This window comes from Paraburkholderia tuberum STM678, assembly GCF_902833905.1.
In the GTDB taxonomy this organism is placed as follows: domain Bacteria; phylum Pseudomonadota; class Gammaproteobacteria; order Burkholderiales; family Burkholderiaceae; genus Paraburkholderia; species Paraburkholderia tuberum.
In genome coordinates this window covers 36,322-51,732 of the sequence record NZ_CADFGP010000004.1, presented here as the reverse complement: position 1 = coordinate 51,732, position 15,411 = coordinate 36,322, and the positions used below count along the sequence as shown (strand labels likewise).

The 15,411-nt window shown below is 62.7% G+C and carries 14 protein-coding genes and 1 pseudogene; 5 read left to right on the top strand and 10 right to left on the bottom strand.

The window, feature by feature from the left end; genetic code table 11:
* Nucleotides 1–410 precede the first annotated feature (410 nt).
* The 8 genes from HWY30_RS04240 to HWY30_RS04205 all read right to left on the bottom strand — a co-directional run bounded on the left by HWY30_RS04240 (nt 411) and on the right by HWY30_RS04205 (nt 10,707).
* Nucleotides 411–1,577, bottom strand: a complete 1,167-nt coding sequence (locus HWY30_RS04240; protein ID WP_090802374.1) for an ABC transporter substrate-binding protein — start codon at nt 1,575–1,577, stop codon at nt 411–413.
* Nucleotides 1,578–2,136: 559 nt separating this feature from the next.
* The gene (locus tag HWY30_RS04235; protein ID WP_167368667.1) at nt 2,137–3,108 is read right to left on the bottom strand and encodes a branched-chain amino acid ABC transporter permease; all 972 of its coding nucleotides are present in this window, start codon (nt 3,106–3,108) and stop codon (nt 2,137–2,139) included.
* Nucleotides 3,108–3,992, bottom strand: a complete 885-nt coding sequence (locus HWY30_RS04230; RefSeq protein WP_090802370.1) for a branched-chain amino acid ABC transporter permease — start codon at nt 3,990–3,992, stop codon at nt 3,108–3,110. The genes HWY30_RS04235 and HWY30_RS04230 overlap by 1 nt, the downstream gene beginning before the upstream one ends.
* 190 nt (nt 3,993–4,182) lie before the next feature.
* Entirely contained in the window at nt 4,183–5,397 is a 1,215-nt protein-coding gene (locus tag HWY30_RS04225; RefSeq protein ID WP_090802368.1) for an ABC transporter substrate-binding protein, read from the bottom strand.
* Nucleotides 5,398–5,459: 62 nt separating this feature from the next.
* Entirely contained in the window at nt 5,460–6,218 is a 759-nt protein-coding gene (locus HWY30_RS04220) for an ABC transporter ATP-binding protein (protein WP_090802366.1), read from the bottom strand.
* A complete protein-coding gene (locus tag HWY30_RS04215; RefSeq protein WP_018418872.1) occupies nt 6,215–6,994 on the bottom strand; it encodes an ABC transporter ATP-binding protein in 780 nt (259 codons plus the stop codon). The genes HWY30_RS04220 and HWY30_RS04215 overlap by 4 nt, the downstream gene beginning before the upstream one ends.
* Before the next feature lie 293 nt (nt 6,995–7,287).
* Nucleotides 7,288–9,003 (bottom strand): GMC family oxidoreductase, encoded by a 1,716-nt coding sequence (locus HWY30_RS04210; RefSeq protein WP_090802364.1) that lies wholly within the window; start codon nt 9,001–9,003, stop codon nt 7,288–7,290.
* 150 nt (nt 9,004–9,153) lie between these two features.
* Entirely contained in the window at nt 9,154–10,707 is a 1,554-nt protein-coding gene (locus HWY30_RS04205) for a CoA-acylating methylmalonate-semialdehyde dehydrogenase (RefSeq protein ID WP_167368612.1), read from the bottom strand.
* 145 nt (nt 10,708–10,852) lie between these two features.
* On the opposite strand from HWY30_RS04205, the gene HWY30_RS04200 reads away from it, so the two are divergent.
* Entirely contained in the window at nt 10,853–11,752 is a 900-nt protein-coding gene (locus HWY30_RS04200; RefSeq protein WP_090802362.1) for a LysR family transcriptional regulator, read from the top strand.
* Between the two features lie 236 nt (nt 11,753–11,988).
* Complete coding sequence (locus tag HWY30_RS04195) at nt 11,989–12,525, top strand: class IV adenylate cyclase (protein WP_090802361.1); 537 nt, start codon at nt 11,989–11,991, stop codon at nt 12,523–12,525.
* A gap of 87 nt (nt 12,526–12,612) precedes the next feature.
* Here HWY30_RS04195 and HWY30_RS04190 read toward each other — a convergent pair whose 3' ends face one another.
* Nucleotides 12,613–13,104: an Lrp/AsnC family transcriptional regulator gene (locus HWY30_RS04190; protein ID WP_090805519.1), complete on the bottom strand. Its 492-nt coding sequence runs from the start codon at nt 13,102–13,104 to the stop codon at nt 12,613–12,615.
* A 250-nt stretch (nt 13,105–13,354) separates the two neighbouring features.
* On the opposite strand from HWY30_RS04190, the pseudogene HWY30_RS04185 reads away from it, so the two are divergent.
* Nucleotides 13,355–13,743, top strand: a pseudogene (locus tag HWY30_RS04185) (phenylalanine 4-monooxygenase); the annotation flags it as partial.
* Nucleotides 13,744–13,859: 116 nt separating this feature from the next.
* Nucleotides 13,860–14,150, top strand: coding sequence for a 4a-hydroxytetrahydrobiopterin dehydratase (locus tag HWY30_RS04180; protein ID WP_184051905.1), 291 nt, complete (start codon nt 13,860–13,862; stop codon nt 14,148–14,150).
* 104 nt (nt 14,151–14,254) lie between these two features.
* Here HWY30_RS04180 and HWY30_RS04175 read toward each other — a convergent pair whose 3' ends face one another.
* Nucleotides 14,255–14,479: a DUF3717 domain-containing protein gene (locus HWY30_RS04175; RefSeq protein WP_090802357.1), complete on the bottom strand. Its 225-nt coding sequence runs from the start codon at nt 14,477–14,479 to the stop codon at nt 14,255–14,257.
* Between the two features lie 149 nt (nt 14,480–14,628).
* Here HWY30_RS04175 and HWY30_RS04170 point away from each other — a divergent pair, with 149 nt between their 5' ends.
* Nucleotides 14,629–15,315, top strand: coding sequence for a response regulator (locus HWY30_RS04170; RefSeq protein ID WP_013090980.1), 687 nt, complete (start codon nt 14,629–14,631; stop codon nt 15,313–15,315).
* The last annotated feature ends 96 nt before the right edge of the window (nt 15,316–15,411 follow it).

Sequence of the window (15,411 nt, the reverse complement as noted above, 5' to 3'; positions counted from 1 at the left end):
CCAAACGCTTTGAAAAGCGCCTATCTGTAAACCGGCTTGCTGGGCCGGGTGTTTGAATCTAGTGAGCGGGTTCAGGTGTGCCAAGCATGGTTTTCCCTGCTCGGCGCGCATACCTTCCCGAGCTGCGTTGGGTACCGCTCCTCTCGCGTCGCGCGAGCGCGCATTCGCGTCATACGCCGCGTTTCTGTGCCGCGGCTTTATTCCAACCAGGCATTTCATAAACCACTAATATGTTAGTAGTTTGCGTTCTGCATGATCGACGGTCAAGAGAGCGTGCGCCAAATGCGGGTTTGTCCTGAAGCAGCGAAACCACACTTTTGCGCGATGCGGACACCTGGCCCGGATAATAAAAAAGACGCGTCAACCGCACGCGTCTTTTTCGATGAGGTCCCGTGGCGCAGAGCCTTCGCTCAGTCGCCGGCGAGCTTCCACTTGCCGTCGACGATCTGCACCATCACGCGCGCCCGCTGATCGAGGCCGGCATGGTCGTTCCCGCTCATGTTGAAGATGCCGTGCGACGCGGGCAGATCTTTCGTGCCTTCGAGCGCGGCACGCAGCGCCTCGCGGAATGCCGGCGTGCCTGGCTGCCCCTTCTTCAACGCGAGCGGGATCGCATGCTGCAGCAGCAGACCCGCGTCCCATGCGTGACCGCCGAACGTCGACACCGACCCCGCGCCATATGCCGTTTCATACGCATGCTTGTACGCAAGCGCGCTTTTCTTCACCGGATTCGCCTCGGGCAGTTGCTCGGCGACCAGCAGTGGGCCAGCGGGCAGCCACGTGCCCTCGCAATCCTTGCCGCACACGCGCAGAAAGTCGTTGTTCGCGACGCCGTGCGTCTGATAGTACTTGCCCTTGTAGCCGCGCTCCTTCAGCGTTTTCTGCGGCAGCGCGGCCGGCGTGCCCGCACCGGCGATCAGCACCGCGTCCGGGTTCTGCGACATCATCTTCAGCACCTGGCCCGTGACCGATGCATCGTTGCGCGCGAAGCGCTCGTTCGCGACGATCTTGATCTTCGCGAGGTCAGCGGCTTTGCTGAATTCCTTGAACCAGCTCTCGCCGTACGCGTCGGAAAAGCCGATGAACGCGACCGTCTTCACGCCGTGATTGGCCATGTGCTGCGCGATCGCCGTGGCCATCAGAATGTCGTTTTGCGGCGTTTTGAAGACCCATCCACGCTTCGCGTCCATCGGCTCGACGATGCCCGCGGCCGCGGCCAGAGAGATCATCGGCGTCGAGGTTTCGGCAGCGACGTCGATCATGGCGAGCGAGTTCGGCACGACGGTCGAGCCGATCAGTGCATCGACGTGGTCTTCGCTAGTGAGCTTGCGGGCGTTCTTGACCGCCTGGGTGGAATCGGTTGCGTCGTCGAGGACGATGTAGTCGATCTTCTGGCCCGCCACTTCTTTCGGCAGTAGCGCGATCGTGTTCTTTTCCGGAATGCCGAGCGATGCGGCCGGTCCTGTTGCCGACACGGTGACGCCGATTTTCACGTCCGCGAACGCATGGCCGCTCCAGGCAGCCGAGACCCCTGTGGCGACCAATGCCGCGCTGATCCAACGCAATGCCGACTTCATCCTGCTCCTCTATTAACCCCGTTATTCAATTGCAATTAAATCCGCGGATTTAATTGCCAACCCAGTGGTCGGTGAATAAGCGAGTGTAGCGGACGCAAGCGCCGTGCTGCAAGCGTTTCGCAGGCTTGTGATGTTTACCCCAGCGGCTAACGGAGAGTAAAAAATGGCGCGTGAAATAGCCGGGAGATTGCGTCAAAAAATTCGATAAACACAAATAAAAAAGCGCTGTTGGATATCAATCCAACAGCGCTTTCTTCTGGGCACTGAGTGCCTCACTTGTCTCCTCGTTCTCCACCTGCAAATTCGTGGTGCATCAGAACTGCATGAAGATTAAACGACCACCCCCAACAGTCACAACTAGCAATTACCCTAGTGGTGCACTGCGGCACCGGATTGGGGCGCGGAGGACGCATTTCATCACACGGTTTGCCACAGGTTCGCCCGAGCCCTTGATCCAGCGGACCTTCAGCACGAGCCGCAATTAGATCGGACGTCGAAGCAATCTCGTATCGCACTGCATCAAGCGAGCGACCACGCGGGCGGGATCCAACAGCCAATCTCAAGCCCGCAACGGTCGCACTCGCGCGACGATCTCACCGACGATGCCGCGCCGGAACGCCAGCACACACGCGATGAAAATCAGCCCGGTGACGATCGTCACCGATTCGCCGAGCGAGCGGAACCAGTCGATGCCGGTCATCGACGCGAGTGCCGCGCCGATATCGCCGAGCCTGTCTTCGAGCGACACGATCAACGCGGCGCCGAGCAACGGCCCGAACAGCGTGCCCATGCCGCCCACCAGCGTCATCAGGATCACGAGGCCGGACATCGTCCAATAGGCATCGCTCAGCGTTTCGAAGCCTTGCACCAGCACCTTCAGCGAACCCGCGAGACCCGCAATGCCGGCCGACAGGATGAATGCGAGCAGCTTGAAACGGTCGGTGTCGTAGCCGAGCGACACCGCGCGCGGCTCGTTTTCCTTGATCGCGACGAGCACCTGCCCGAACGGCGAATGCACGATCCGCACGATCAGCAGGAAAGCCGCGACGATCACCGCGAGCACGACGAAATATAGCGCGAGGTCCGAAGAGAGATCGAGCACGCCGAACAGCTTGCCCCGCGGCACGCCTTGCAGCCCGTCTTCCCCGTGCGTGAACGGCGCCTGCAGGAACACGAAGTAGACCATCTGCGCGAGCGCGAGCGTCACCATCGCGAAGTAGATACCCTGACGGCGAATCGCGAAGAAGCCGACGACGAGCCCAAGCAGCGTCGCCGCCGCGGTGCCGCTCAGCACGCCGAGCTCCGGCGAAAAGCCGAGCGTCTGCATCGCATAGCCGGTGACGTAACCGGCCGACGCGAGAAACATCGCATGACCAAAGGACAGCAAGCCCGTATAGCCGATCAGCAGATTGAAGGCGGCCGCGAACAGCGCGAAGCACAGCACCTTCATCACGAAGAGCGGATAGATGCCGAGCACCGGCACCGCGAGCAGCACGATCAGCAGCAGACCGTAGAGCACCTTTCTCTGCATCATTTTTCCCTGCCGAAAAGACCCGCCGGACGCACGAGCAACACGAGCGCCATGATCACGAAGACGACGGTCGCCGACGCCTCGGGGTAGAACACGCGCGTGAGTCCTTCGACTACGCCGAGCATCAGGCCGGTCAGAATCGAGCCCATGATCGAGCCCATGCCGCCGATCACGACCACCGCGAACACGGTGATGATCATCGACTGGCCCATCAGGGGCGAGACCTGAATCACCGGCGCCGCGAGCACGCCGGCAAACGCCGCGAGCGCGACGCCGAAGCCGTAGGTCAGCGTGATCATCAGCGGCACGTTGACGCCGAACGCCTCGACGAGCTTCGGGTTTTCGGTGCCCGCGCGCAGATACGCGCCAAGCCGCGTCTTCTCGATCACGAACCAGGTCGCAAAGCACACGACCAGCGACGCGACCACCACCCATGCGCGATAGTTCGGCAGATACATGAAGCCGAGATTGGTCGCGCCCGACAGCGCCGACGGCACATCGTACGGCTGGCCCGACGAGCCGTAGATCGAATGGAATACGCCTTCGATCACGAGTGTGAGGCCAAACGTCAGCAACAGGCCATACAGATGATCGAGCTTGTAAAGCCAGCGCAGCATCGAGCGCTCGATCGCGATGCCGACCAGTCCGACGATCAGCGGCGCGAGCACGAGCATCACCCAGTACGGCAGATTGAAATACGACAGCCCCATCCACGCGAGCATCGCCCCGAGCATGAACAGCGCGCCATGCGCGAAGTTGATCACGTTGAGCAGGCCGAAAATAATCGCCAGCCCGAGGCTCAGAATCGCGTAGAACGAGCCGTTCACGAGCCCGAGCAGAAGCTGGCTCAGCATCGCCGGTAGCGGAACGCCAAAGATGTCCATTGAAGCCCTTAGCCCTTCAAGCCATCGTCAAGGTGAGATCGGTGACGCACGATCCGGCCGGCACGCGACGAGCGGCGACGCTGCCCATCGGCGTACGGCATCTGAAACGGTCATCCGCCAGCGCGTGCCCCTGCAGCGCCGGCGGTTCTCTCAGGTCTGCGCGGTCCTCGACCGCTTACTGCGCCCGCGCTTACTTCCACAGCGCGCAGCGGGTCTGCGCCTTGGTCGTGAAGGCCTGATCGCCCGGAATCGTCGCAGTGATCTTGTAGTAATCCCACGGCTCCTTCGATTCGGCCGGCGTCTTCACCTGCATCAGGTACATGTCGTGGATCATGCTGCCGTCCTGACGGATGTAGCCCTTCGCGTAGAAGTCGTCGATCTTCGTCTTGTGCAACTGCGCCATCACCTTGTCCGGGTCGGTCGAGCCCACCGCCTGCACCGCCTTCAGATAGTTCATCGTCGCCGAGTAGTCGGCAGCCTGCAGGCTCGACGGCATCTTCTTCATCTTGTCGAAGTAGCGCTGCGACCACTTACGCGTGTCGGCGTCCTTGTTCCAGTACCAGCTGTCGGTCAACACGAGACCTTGCGTCGTTTCGAGACCGAGGCTGTGCACGTCGTTGATGAACATCAGCAGCGCGGCGAGCTTCATCGTCTTGGTGATGCCGAATTCCTTCGCGGCCTTGATCGCGTTGATCGTGTCGCCGCCCGCGTTCGCGAGGCCGAGGATCTGTGCCTTCGACGCCTGCGCCTGCAGCAGGAACGACGAGAAGTCCGACGCCGACAGCGGATGACGCACCTCGCCGAGCACCTGGCCGCCGTTCGCCTTCACGACCTCCGAGGTCGCTTTTTCGAGCGCCTTGCCGAATGCGTAGTCTGCCGTCAGGAAGTACCACGTCTTGCCGCCCTGCTTCGTCACGGCCGAGCCCGTGCCGTTCGCGAGCGCGGTCGTGTCGTATGCGTAGTGGATCGTGTACGGCGTGCATTGCTCGTTGGTCAACGTATCGGCGCCGGCGCCAACGTTGATATAGACCTTGTGCTTCTCGCCCGCGACGGTGTTAGTCGACAGCGCGGTCGCCGAGTTCGTGCCGCCGATCACCATGTCCACGCCGTCGCGGTCGAACCACTCACGAGCGCGCGATGCCGCGATGTCCGCCTTGTTCTGGTGATCCGCGTACAGCACCGTGATCGGCTTGCCGTTCACCTTGCCGCCGAAGTCGGCGACCGCCATCCGGATCGCTTCAAGACCGCCCTGCCCGTCGATATCCGCGTACAGCCCCGACATGTCCGTGATGAAGCCGATCTTCACAGCATCGTCGGCCGCTTGCGCGCTGCCCAGCGTCAGTGCGGTGCCGGCGGCGACTGCGAAACAGAGTGAGGCAATTCGCGCGAGTGGGTTCTTTTTCATGCATGTCTCCTGGTTCTTCGCTTGTGGTTATCAGAGGCAGTCGGGCGCGCGTGTGTCCGTGTCTATACGCCCAGTAAATCGTGCAGCACCGGCATCTTGCCTTCAAGTTCGCTAGCCCCGAAATGCTCGACGATCATGCCGTGCTCCATCACATAGAAACGATCCGCGAGCGGCGCGGCGAAGCGGAAGTTCTGCTCAACCATCACGATCGTGTAGCCGCGCGCCTTCAGCGTAACGATCATGCGCGCGAGCGCCTGCACGATCACGGGCGCGAGCCCTTCCGAGATTTCGTCGAGCAGCAGCAGATTCGCGCCGGTGCGCAGAATCCGCGCGACGGCGAGCATCTGTTGTTCGCCGCCCGAGAGCCGCGTGCCCTGACTCATGCGCCGCTCGTGCAGATTCGGGAACATCGCGTAGATTTCCTCGATCGACATCATGCGCGCCTTGTCGCCGACGGGCGGCGGCAGCAGCAGATTTTCCTCGCACGACAGGCTCGAAAAAATGCCGCGCTCTTCCGGGCAATAGCCGATGCCGCAATGCGCGATGCGATGCGTGGGCAAGCCGACCGTTTCGCGTCCGTCGATACGGATCGAGCCGGTACGGCGACCCGTGAGGCCCATGATCGCGCGTAGCGTCGTGGTGCGGCCCGCGCCATTGCGTCCGAGCAGCGTCACGACCTCGCCGCGGCCGACCGACAGATGGACGCCGTGCAGAATGTGGGATTCCCCGTACCAGGCTTGCAGTCCCGCGATTTCCAGCGCGGGTGCGCCGCTTTTCGTTTCGTTCGCTTCGAGGCCTTCGCGCTCGACCGTCGTATTCATGCGTGGGCTCCGGCGAGCGCCGCGTCGGCGCTGCCCATGTAGGCTTGCATCACGAGCGGATTCTTCGACACTTCCGCGTAGCTGCCCTCGGCGAGCACTTCACCCCGTTGCAGCACGGTGATCGTGTCGGAGATACCGGCGATCACATTCATATTGTGTTCGACCATCAGGATCGTGCGTCCGGCCGACACTTTCTTGATCAGCGCGGTCACACGATCGACGTCCTCATGCCCCATGCCTTGCGTGGGCTCGTCGAGAAGCATCAGTTCCGGCTCCATCGCGAGCGTGGTCGCGATTTCGAGCGCGCGCTTGCGGCCGTAGGCGAGCTCGACCGTCAACACATCGGCGAAATCGGTCAGGCCGACCTGGGTCAGCAGATCCATCGCGCGATCGTTCAGACGGCGCAACGTACGCTCGCTCTTCCAGAAGTGAAACGCGGTGCCGAGCGAGCGCTGCAACCCGATGCGCACGTTCTGCAATGCCGTCAGATGCGGAAATACCGCGGAAATCTGGAACGAACGGATGATGCCGCGCCGCGCGATCTGAGCTGGCCGTTCGCCGGTGATATCGACACCGTTGAAAACGATCTGGCCCGCGGTGGGTTCGAGAAATTTGGTAAGGAGATTGAAGCAGGTGGTCTTGCCCGCTCCATTGGGGCCGATCAGCGCATGGATCGAGCCACGGCGCACGCGCAGGTTCACGCCGTTCACGGCGACAAAGCCTTTGAACTCGCGGGTGAGGCCGCGCGTTTCGAGAATCGTATCGCCGAGAATCATGTTCCCTTCCATACGGAGTAAGGCGAAGCACTACGATCTTTCCGCGCGAAGCTCTGCGCGACTTGTTATTTTTGCGGCACCCCTTGCCGCTCGTTGGCGTGCTGCACCAATCCGGACGGTGAGCCATGGCGCGGCACGCAGCATGGCTGCCATTGTCGCGCCAATGATGCAGCGCAATCATTGGGATTTGCACTTAGGGAACGAGGCCCGCGCCGTGCGCATGTGACGCGCGGTTCACACGCACGCTTCACGTCCGCGGCGGAAAACGGGACCGGTGCGCTCACCGAGTCATGTCACACAGCTGACATCGACGCGTCAACACCGGTATGCGCGGCCATGCTGCCGCTCACGCGCGCGCGACGATCCTCGCGGATCATGTCGCTGGCGCGCTCGGCGATCATCAGCGTCGGCGAATTGGTGTTACCTGACGTGATGTTGGGCATCACCGACGCATCGACGACACGCAAGCCCTCGACTCCGATAACTCGTAGCCGGTTGTCGACGACCGCGGCGGGATCGTCGGTCGTGCCCATGCGGCAGGTGCCGACCGGATGGAAGATCGTCGTGCCGACCGCGCTCGCGGCCTGCTGCAATTCTTCTTCACTTTGATACTGGAGGCCCGGCAGGATCTCCCGCGGCTGATAGCGCGCGAGCGCGGGCGCCGCGACGATGCGACGCGTCAGACGTAGCGCGTTCGCGGCGACGTGGCGGTCGTAGTCGGTCGACAGATAGTTCGGCGCGATCAACGGTGGCGCGCAAGCATCGGCCGACGCAATATGAATGCTGCCGCGCGACGTGGGGCGCAGCTGACACACCGAAGCCGTGAACGCATTGAAGCGATGCAGCGGTTCCCCGAAGCGATCAAGCGACAAAGGCTGCACGTGATACTCGAGATCGGGTCGCGACAGCGAGCGATCGTCGGCGTCGGACTTCGCGAACGCGCCGAGTTGCGACGGCGACATCGACATGGGTCCACTCTGAAACAACGCGTACTGCATGCCGATCATCAGCTTGCCCCACCAGTGCGCGGACATCGTATTCAGCGTGCGCACGCCCTGCACCTGATACGCCATGCGCAGTTGCAGATGGTCCTGCAGATTTTCACCGACACCGCGCAGATCCTGAACGACCTCGATGCCGAGATTCTGCAAACGCGCGCCATTGCCGACACCGGACAATTCGAGCAGTTGCGGCGAGTTGACCGCGCCGGCGGAAAGGATCACTTCGCAACGCGCTTTGGCGAGATAGTCGACCTCGCCGCCACGATATTCGACTCCGGTGCAGCGGCGGCCATCGAACACGACACGCTGCGTGTGGGCACCGGTGATGACAGTGAGGTTCTCCCGCTTCAACGCGGGCCGCAAAAATGCCTTCGACGCATTCCAGCGAATGCCACGCTTCTGGTTGACGTCGAAGTAGCCGACACCGGTGTTATCGCCGCGATTGAAATCGTCGGTGGCGGGGATGCCGGTTTGCTGCGCGGCTTGCGCGAACTCTTCGAGAATCTTCCATTTGAGGCGCTGCTTCTCGACGCGCCACGGTCCGCCCGCGCCGTGCGCTTCGTTGGCGCCGCCGTGGTGATCCTCGCTGCGCCTGAAGACCGGCAGCACCGCGTTCCAGGACCACGTCCTGTCGTTCGTCACACGCGCCCACTCGTCGTAGTCTTCCCGCTGACCGCGCATGTAGATCATGCCGTTGATCGACGAACTGCCGCCGAGCACACGCCCGCGCGGATACGACAGCGTGCGGCCGTTCAGACCCGGCTCGGCCTGGGTCTTGTACAGCCAGTCCGTGCGCGGATTGCCGATGCAATACAGGTAGCCGACCGGCACGTGAATCCAGTGATAGTCGTCCTTCCCCCCGGCTTCGAGCAGCAGCACGTGGATGTCGGGATCTTCGGTGAGCCGGTTCGCCAGCACGCAGCCGGCGGTACCCGCGCCGACGATGACGTAGTCGAACTCGCCTTCGAGTCGCCGTGCGGCGCGAGGCGTACTGTCGGTATGAATCATCGTTCAGCCTCCTAAGCATTTTTGCGGCGCACGCGTGGCTGCTCGATCGCTTCCACGCGTGCGCCGCGAAGCGCTTTTATTGCGCTTTTATTGCGCTTTTATTGTTTTCCTGGCGCGCTTGCCGACTTGATGCCGCGCAAAGACGCCAGCTTACTTGGCGACCGGCATCGTGAATTCGGCGCCCTTCGCGATGCTGTCAGGCCAGCGCTGCATGATGCTCTTGTAGCGCGTGTAAAACCGCACGCCTTCCTCGCCGTACGCATGATGATCGCCGAACAGCGACTTCTTCCAGCCGCCGAACGAATGCCAGGCCATCGGCACCGGAATCGGCACGTTGATGCCGACCATGCCGATCTCGATCTGCCGGGAAAACGCGCGTGCAATGCCGCCGTCGGACGTGAACAGCGACACGCCGTTCGCAAACTGATTCGCGTTGATCAGTTCGACTGCGGAGGCGAAGTCGGGCACGCGCACGACGCATAGCACCGGTCCGAAAATCTCCTCGCGGTAGATCTTCATGTCGGGTAACACGTCGTCGAACAGCGTGCCGCCGAGGAAGAAACCCTTCTCGTGCCCCGCGACCTGATGACCGCGCCCATCGACGACGAGCTTCGCGCCCGCGGCGACGCCAGCGTCGATATAGCCGAGCACCTTGTCGCGATGCGCGCCGGTGACGAGCGGCCCCATCTCGGCCGCCGCTTCCATGCCGTTGAGGATCTTCAGGTTCTTCACGCGCGGCGTCAGACGCTCGATCAGCTCGTCGGCGATATGCCCCACCGCGACCGCCACCGAAATCGCCATGCAGCGCTCGCCGGCCGAGCCGTAGGCGGCGCCGATCAGGGCGTCGACGGCCTGGTCGAGATCGGCGTCGGGCATTACGACGAGGTGATTCTTGGCACCGCCCAACGCCTGCACACGCTTGCCGCGCTTCGTGCCTTCGGTGTAGATGTATTCGGCGATCGGCGTGGAGCCGACGAACGACAGCGCGCTGACTTCCGGATGCACGAGCAGCGCGTCGACCGCGACCTTGTCGCCGTGCACGACGTTGAACACGCCGTCCGGCAGGCCGGCTTCCTTCAGCAGTTCGGCGAGCCGGTTCGACGCGGACGGATCGCGTTCGGACGGTTTCAGCACGAAAGTGTTGCCGCACGCGAGCGCGACGGGGAACATCCAGCACGGCACCATCATCGGGAAATTGAACGGCGTGATGCCCGCGACCACGCCGAGCGGCTGCCGCAGATTCCAGTTGTCGATGCCGCCGCCAATCTGATCGGTGAAATCGGTCTTCAGCAGATTCGGGATGCCGCACGCGAATTCGACGATCTCGATGCCGCGCATCACCTCGCCCTTGGCGTCGGAAAACACCTTGCCGTGCTCGCGCGTGATCAGCTCCGCGAGCTCATCGTGATGACGGTCGAGCAGTTCCTTGAACTTGAACAGCACCCGCGCGCGTTTGATCGGCGCGGTTTCGCTCCAGGCGGGAAACGCGGCTTTGGCGGCAGCGACCGCGGCGTCCACCTCGGCGACGCTCGCGAGCGGCACGCGCGCGCTGACGCTGCCGAGCGCCGGATTGAAGACGTCGCCGAAGCGCCCGCTCGTGCCTTCGACGGTCTTGCCGTTGATGAAATGGCTCAGCGCGCGTGCACTCGCCGCGCTGCGTGCGGCTTCGTCCTGCGCGGTTGCGTCGGAATATGTCTCGCTCATCTCGTTCCTCTTTCCTGTGAAATCTTCCGCTTCGCGCGCGATGCCGCGCGCACAAGCGTGCTGAACACCAAGCGTACGGCCCTTACGAGCGACAAATCCAATAAGTAATGCTCATCTGCGCTATAAGCCGCGCTAATATCAGCATATGGATCTCACTCTCCTTAGGGCCTTCGTCACCGTCGCACGCGAGGGCAACCTTACGCGTGCCGCGGTGCAACTGCATCTGACCCAACCTGCCGTCAGCCTGCAAATCAAGCACTTGCAGGAGACGCTCGGCGTGACGCTGTTCACGCGGACTTCGCACGGGCTCGCGCTGACCCGCGACGGCCAGGCGCTGCTGCCGCATGCCCAACGCGCGCTCGGCGCGGCAGCCGACGTCCAGCGGGCGGCGCAGACGCTGCGCCAGGAAGTACGCGGGCGTCTGCGCATCGGCACCATTCTCGACCCCGAGTTTTTGCGCCTCGGCGGTTTCCTGAAGCAGCTCGTCGAGACCTGGCCGCAGATCGAAACCGCGCTGCGCCACGGCATGTCGGGCTGGGTGCGCGAACAGATTCGCGCGGGCGAGCTCGACGTCGGCTATTACATTGGCCTGCCCGCCGACGACGAGACGCGCGACGGCGCCACGTTTCACGCGGTCACGCTCACGCATTTCCAGTATCGCGTGCTCGCGCCGGCGGGCTGGAAAGATCGCGTGAAGGGTGCGCGAGACTGGCGCTCGCTCGCGGCGCTGCCGTGGATCTGGACGCCGCCGGCGTCCGCGCACAACCGGCTGCTGTCGCGCTGTTTCGGCGAAGCGGGTGTGAAGCCGGTCAAGGTGGCCGAGGTGGACCAGGAGCCGTCGATGCTCGATCTGGTCAAATCGGGCGTCGGTCTCACGCTTGCGCGCGATGCAACCGCGATCGCGGAGGCGCATGCGCACGCGCTGACGATCGTCGATGGCATAACGGTGCCGACGCAGCTGAGCTTCATCACGCTCGACGAGCGCAAGGACGAGCCAGCGATCGCGGCGGCGTTGAAGCTGATCGAACAGCAGTGGGCGATTTGAGCGGGGACGGTCTGACGCGTTGCGATATGAGCCTCGCTAATGCCCGCCCTCTTCCACTTGTCCGCCGAGCTGAAACCGCTCCGTCACGAAGTTTTTGCTAGATTAGCGGTTTGCGCTCGCGTAGCGCCCTCGCAGCTTTCCGTTCCGCCTGGCTTCGTCCTTCCCGGCGGCCTCCGCCTGGCAACACCAGCAACTCCGGAGCCGCCGGTCACTTCCCCCATCCACAGGAGCCTGACATGGCACGCAACATCGAAATCAAAGCCCGCGCCCAGCATTTCGACCAACTGCGCGAGCGCGCCGCACAGCTCGCGACGGACGCGCCGCTGATCTTCCGCCAGCAGGACTTTTTCTACGACGTGCCGCGCGGCCGCCTGAAGCTGCGCCAGTTCGACGACGGCACGCCGGCCGAGCTGATCTTCTATCAGCGCGACGACCGCGACGGCCCGAAGGCGTCGTACTACACGCGCAGTCCGGTGACGAATCCCGAAGCGATGCATGCGCTGCTCGCGACCGCGCTGACCACGCGCGGCATCGTCTCGAAAGAGCGGCACGTATATCTGATCGGGCGCACGCGGATTCATCTGGATCGCGTCGACGGTCTCGGCGATTTCGTCGAACTCGAAGTGGTGCTCGCGCAGGACGACGACGAAGAAGGCGGCCACGCGGAAGCACAAGCGATGTTCAAGAGCCTTGGCGTATCGGAAGCGGATCTGGTGCCGGTCGCGTATGTCGATCTGCTGAATGCCGACGACGAGCCGCAGCGGGCGGCATAGAGATCCCGTCACCGCAGGGGCCGCGGCAAGGCATGCGCGGCTCCCCTCTTCCTGTCAGTCGGCACTGCCGGCAACGGCTTCGAACCCTCAAACCGCCGCCGCCCCCGGCGCCAGATGCCCGAGCGGCAACGGCCCATTGCGCTTGAACGTGGTCAGCACGATATTCGAGCGCACGCTATCGACACCCGGCACGCGCATCAGCTTCTTCATCACGAAGGTCGACAGGTAATTCAGATCCGGCGCGACGATGCGCAGCAGATAGTCGGCATCGCCGACGACCGCGTGACATTCGAGCACTTCGGGCAGCAAGTCGATCTGCTGCTGAAACTGCTCGATGATCGAATCGCCGTGATGCTTCAGCTTCAGGCTCGTGAAAGCGGTGACGCCGAGCCCAAGCTTTTCGGGCCGCAGCACGACGCGATAGCCATCCACCACGCCGACCTGTTCCAGCCGTTGCAGGCGTCGCCCGATCTGCGACGGCGACAGCGGCACCTGCTCCGCCAACTGCTGATGCGTGGCGCGGCCGAAGCGCTGCAGCACGTCGAGCAGCGCGAGATCGAAGTGGTCGAGTTCAAGCATGGTGATATCCCGCATTAATCTGCCATTTAACACACGATTATCGCATAACCATCCGCTTTTACGCGAAGCTTGCGCCCTTTCCGCACGTGCTCCGCTCTACACTCGCATACACCAATTTCAGGCAATTCGTCTTACTGCAGCCTAGCCATGTCCACCGCCAGCACCGCCAAACTCAAGGAACAGTTCGACGCCGGTCTCGAGACCCGCGCCGACTTCACGATCGATCAGCCCGCTTGAGCGCTACGGCCCGCTGCCGCTGCTCGCGCGGCTCTATTGGTACACAGTGGAGTTCGGGCTGATCCGCGATGACCCGGGTCCGAACGGCCTGAAGATCTACGGCGCGGGCATCGTTTCGAGCAAGGCGCAGACGCTGCATAGCCAGCAAAGCGCAGCGCCGAACCGACTCGGCTTCGCGTTGGAACGCGTGATGCACACGCGTTATCGCATCGATACGTTCCAACAAACTATTTCGTCATCGATGACTTCGCGCAACTTTTCCACGTCGCGCAAACCGACTTCACGCCGCTGCTGACGAAGCTCGCCAACGCACCTGCCTACGCGGCGGGCGACCTGTTCGACGGCGACTGCGTGATTACGCGTGGAACCCGCGAGGGTTGGAACACCAGCGGCGACGTTTGAACGAAAAGCCATCGCTAACCGATCCGGCCCAGCGTGCGGCGAGCGTTGCGCAACCATGAAAAAATGACGGATTCGTCCGCCTGCCGGCGAGCGTGTTCCACGAGCGAGGTAACACCATGATTCAGAAACTGACTTCCGACGAGCGAACCCGGCAACTGGCGAAACTGAATCGCTGGCAAAGCGTGGCTGAGCGTGACGCGATTCGCCGCGCGTTCGAGTTCGCCGACTTCAACGAGGCCTTCGGCTTCATGACGCGCGTCGCGATCAAGGCGCAGGAGATGGACCACCATCCCGAGTGGTTCAACGTGTACAACAAGGTCGACATCACGCTCTCCACCCATGAAGCGAACGGCGTGACCGAACGCGACATCGCGCTTGCCGCATTCATCGACGGGATTACTATGTAATACAAATAATTACGGGCCTTTATGCGTGTTTATGCCTAACTCGCCGCGTAATCAGGTGACCATGAAAGGACAATGCAGGCAATTCCCTAGGCAAACCTTCAGTTCTACAGGCTATTCTTAAGTTGAACGTAAGCTTCCCAGGCCTGCCTTGCAATCGGGTCGAAACGATCGAGTGATAGCGACTGCTGACGCTGTACAATCAGCAGCGCATACGGCTTGGAGAGCGCGCTTGCCTCCTTGCACAGAACGTGTTCGTCGCCGCTTGAAGGTGAGCGGGTGCGCCAGAAGTTGATCGCGGCTTCCAGTTCGTGAATGCTGATCTCGGACATGACTTCGTGATGGCTGGCACGGTGCTTCGATTCGGCTCGACAGCTGCTTCGTGGCGCGTCTGCCGCCGCTTCGCACGCTGGCTGTGTAGCAGGCGCCCCGGCGAACCGCTTGCCCAAACGCCTAAACCCATTGTACTTGAGCGAAATCCATGCGACTCCTTCTGATCGAAGATGACCGCCCCATCGCGCGCGGCATCCAAAGCAGTCTCGAACAAGCCGGCTTCACCGTCGACATGGTCCATGACGGCATCTTTGCCGAGCAGGCCCTCACGCAAAATCGCCACGAACTCGTGATCCTCGATCTGGGTCTGCCGGGCATCGACGGCATGACGCTGCTGTCGCGTTTCCGCCAGAGCAACCGTCACACGCCGGTGATCATCCTGACCGCGCGCGACGAACTGAACGACCGCGTGCAAGGCCTGAACTCGGGCGCGGACGACTACATGCTGAAGCCGTTCGAGCCGGCCGAGCTCGAAGCGCGTATTCGCGCGGTGATGCGCCGCAGCGGTCCGCACGGTGACATGCCGCGTCCGGAAGTGTCGCTGGGCGGCGTGCGGCTGTCGGGCGTCGATCGCCGCATCTTCAACGACGACAAACCGCTCGAACTGTCGCCGCGCGAATTCGCGGTGCTCGAAATGCTGCTGCTGCGTCATGGCCGCGTCGTCAGCAAGGCGCAACTACAGGATCATCTGACACACTTCGGCGGCGACCTCGGCGATACCGCGATCGAAGTCTACGTGCACCGCGTGCGCAAGAAGCTCGAGAACTGCCGTGTCGAAATCGTCACCGTGCGTGGCTTTGGCTACCTGTTGCAGGAAATTCGCCAGGCCGCATAATCGTCGTGAAGGCCGCGCATTGCGTCGCGGCCTGACGGCCCCGGAGCGGCGCCGCGCATCGGCTGTGCCCGCGGCGCCTTGTGCCGGGCCCCGGGC

Bases quoted from the DNA above. Each gene is read 5' to 3' on its own strand.
- HWY30_RS04195 (WP_090802361.1), top strand. From the start codon at position 11,989: ATGGCACGCAACATCGAAATCAAAGCCCGCGCCCAGCATTTCGACCAA.
- HWY30_RS04225 (WP_090802368.1), bottom strand. From the start codon at position 5,397: ATGAAAAAGAACCCACTCGCGCGAATTGCCTCACTCTGTTTCGCAGTC.
- HWY30_RS04170 (WP_013090980.1), top strand. From the start codon at position 14,629: ATGCGACTCCTTCTGATCGAAGATGACCGCCCCATCGCGCGCGGCATC.
- HWY30_RS04200 (WP_090802362.1), top strand. From the start codon at position 10,853: ATGGATCTCACTCTCCTTAGGGCCTTCGTCACCGTCGCACGCGAGGGC.
- HWY30_RS04180 (WP_184051905.1), top strand. From the start codon at position 13,860: ATGATTCAGAAACTGACTTCCGACGAGCGAACCCGGCAACTGGCGAAA.
- HWY30_RS04190 (WP_090805519.1), bottom strand. From the start codon at position 13,104: ATGCTTGAACTCGACCACTTCGATCTCGCGCTGCTCGACGTGCTGCAG.
- HWY30_RS04240 (WP_090802374.1), bottom strand. From the start codon at position 1,577: ATGAAGTCGGCATTGCGTTGGATCAGCGCGGCATTGGTCGCCACAGGG.
- HWY30_RS04205 (WP_167368612.1), bottom strand. From the start codon at position 10,707: ATGAGCGAGACATATTCCGACGCAACCGCGCAGGACGAAGCCGCACGC.
- HWY30_RS04215 (WP_018418872.1), bottom strand. From the start codon at position 6,994: ATGATTCTCGGCGATACGATTCTCGAAACGCGCGGCCTCACCCGCGAG.
- HWY30_RS04220 (WP_090802366.1), bottom strand. From the start codon at position 6,218: ATGAATACGACGGTCGAGCGCGAAGGCCTCGAAGCGAACGAAACGAAA.
- HWY30_RS04230 (WP_090802370.1), bottom strand. From the start codon at position 3,992: ATGGACATCTTTGGCGTTCCGCTACCGGCGATGCTGAGCCAGCTTCTG.
- HWY30_RS04175 (WP_090802357.1), bottom strand. From the start codon at position 14,479: ATGTCCGAGATCAGCATTCACGAACTGGAAGCCGCGATCAACTTCTGG.
- HWY30_RS04235 (WP_167368667.1), bottom strand. From the start codon at position 3,108: ATGCAGAGAAAGGTGCTCTACGGTCTGCTGCTGATCGTGCTGCTCGCG.
- HWY30_RS04210 (WP_090802364.1), bottom strand. From the start codon at position 9,003: ATGATTCATACCGACAGTACGCCTCGCGCCGCACGGCGACTCGAAGGC.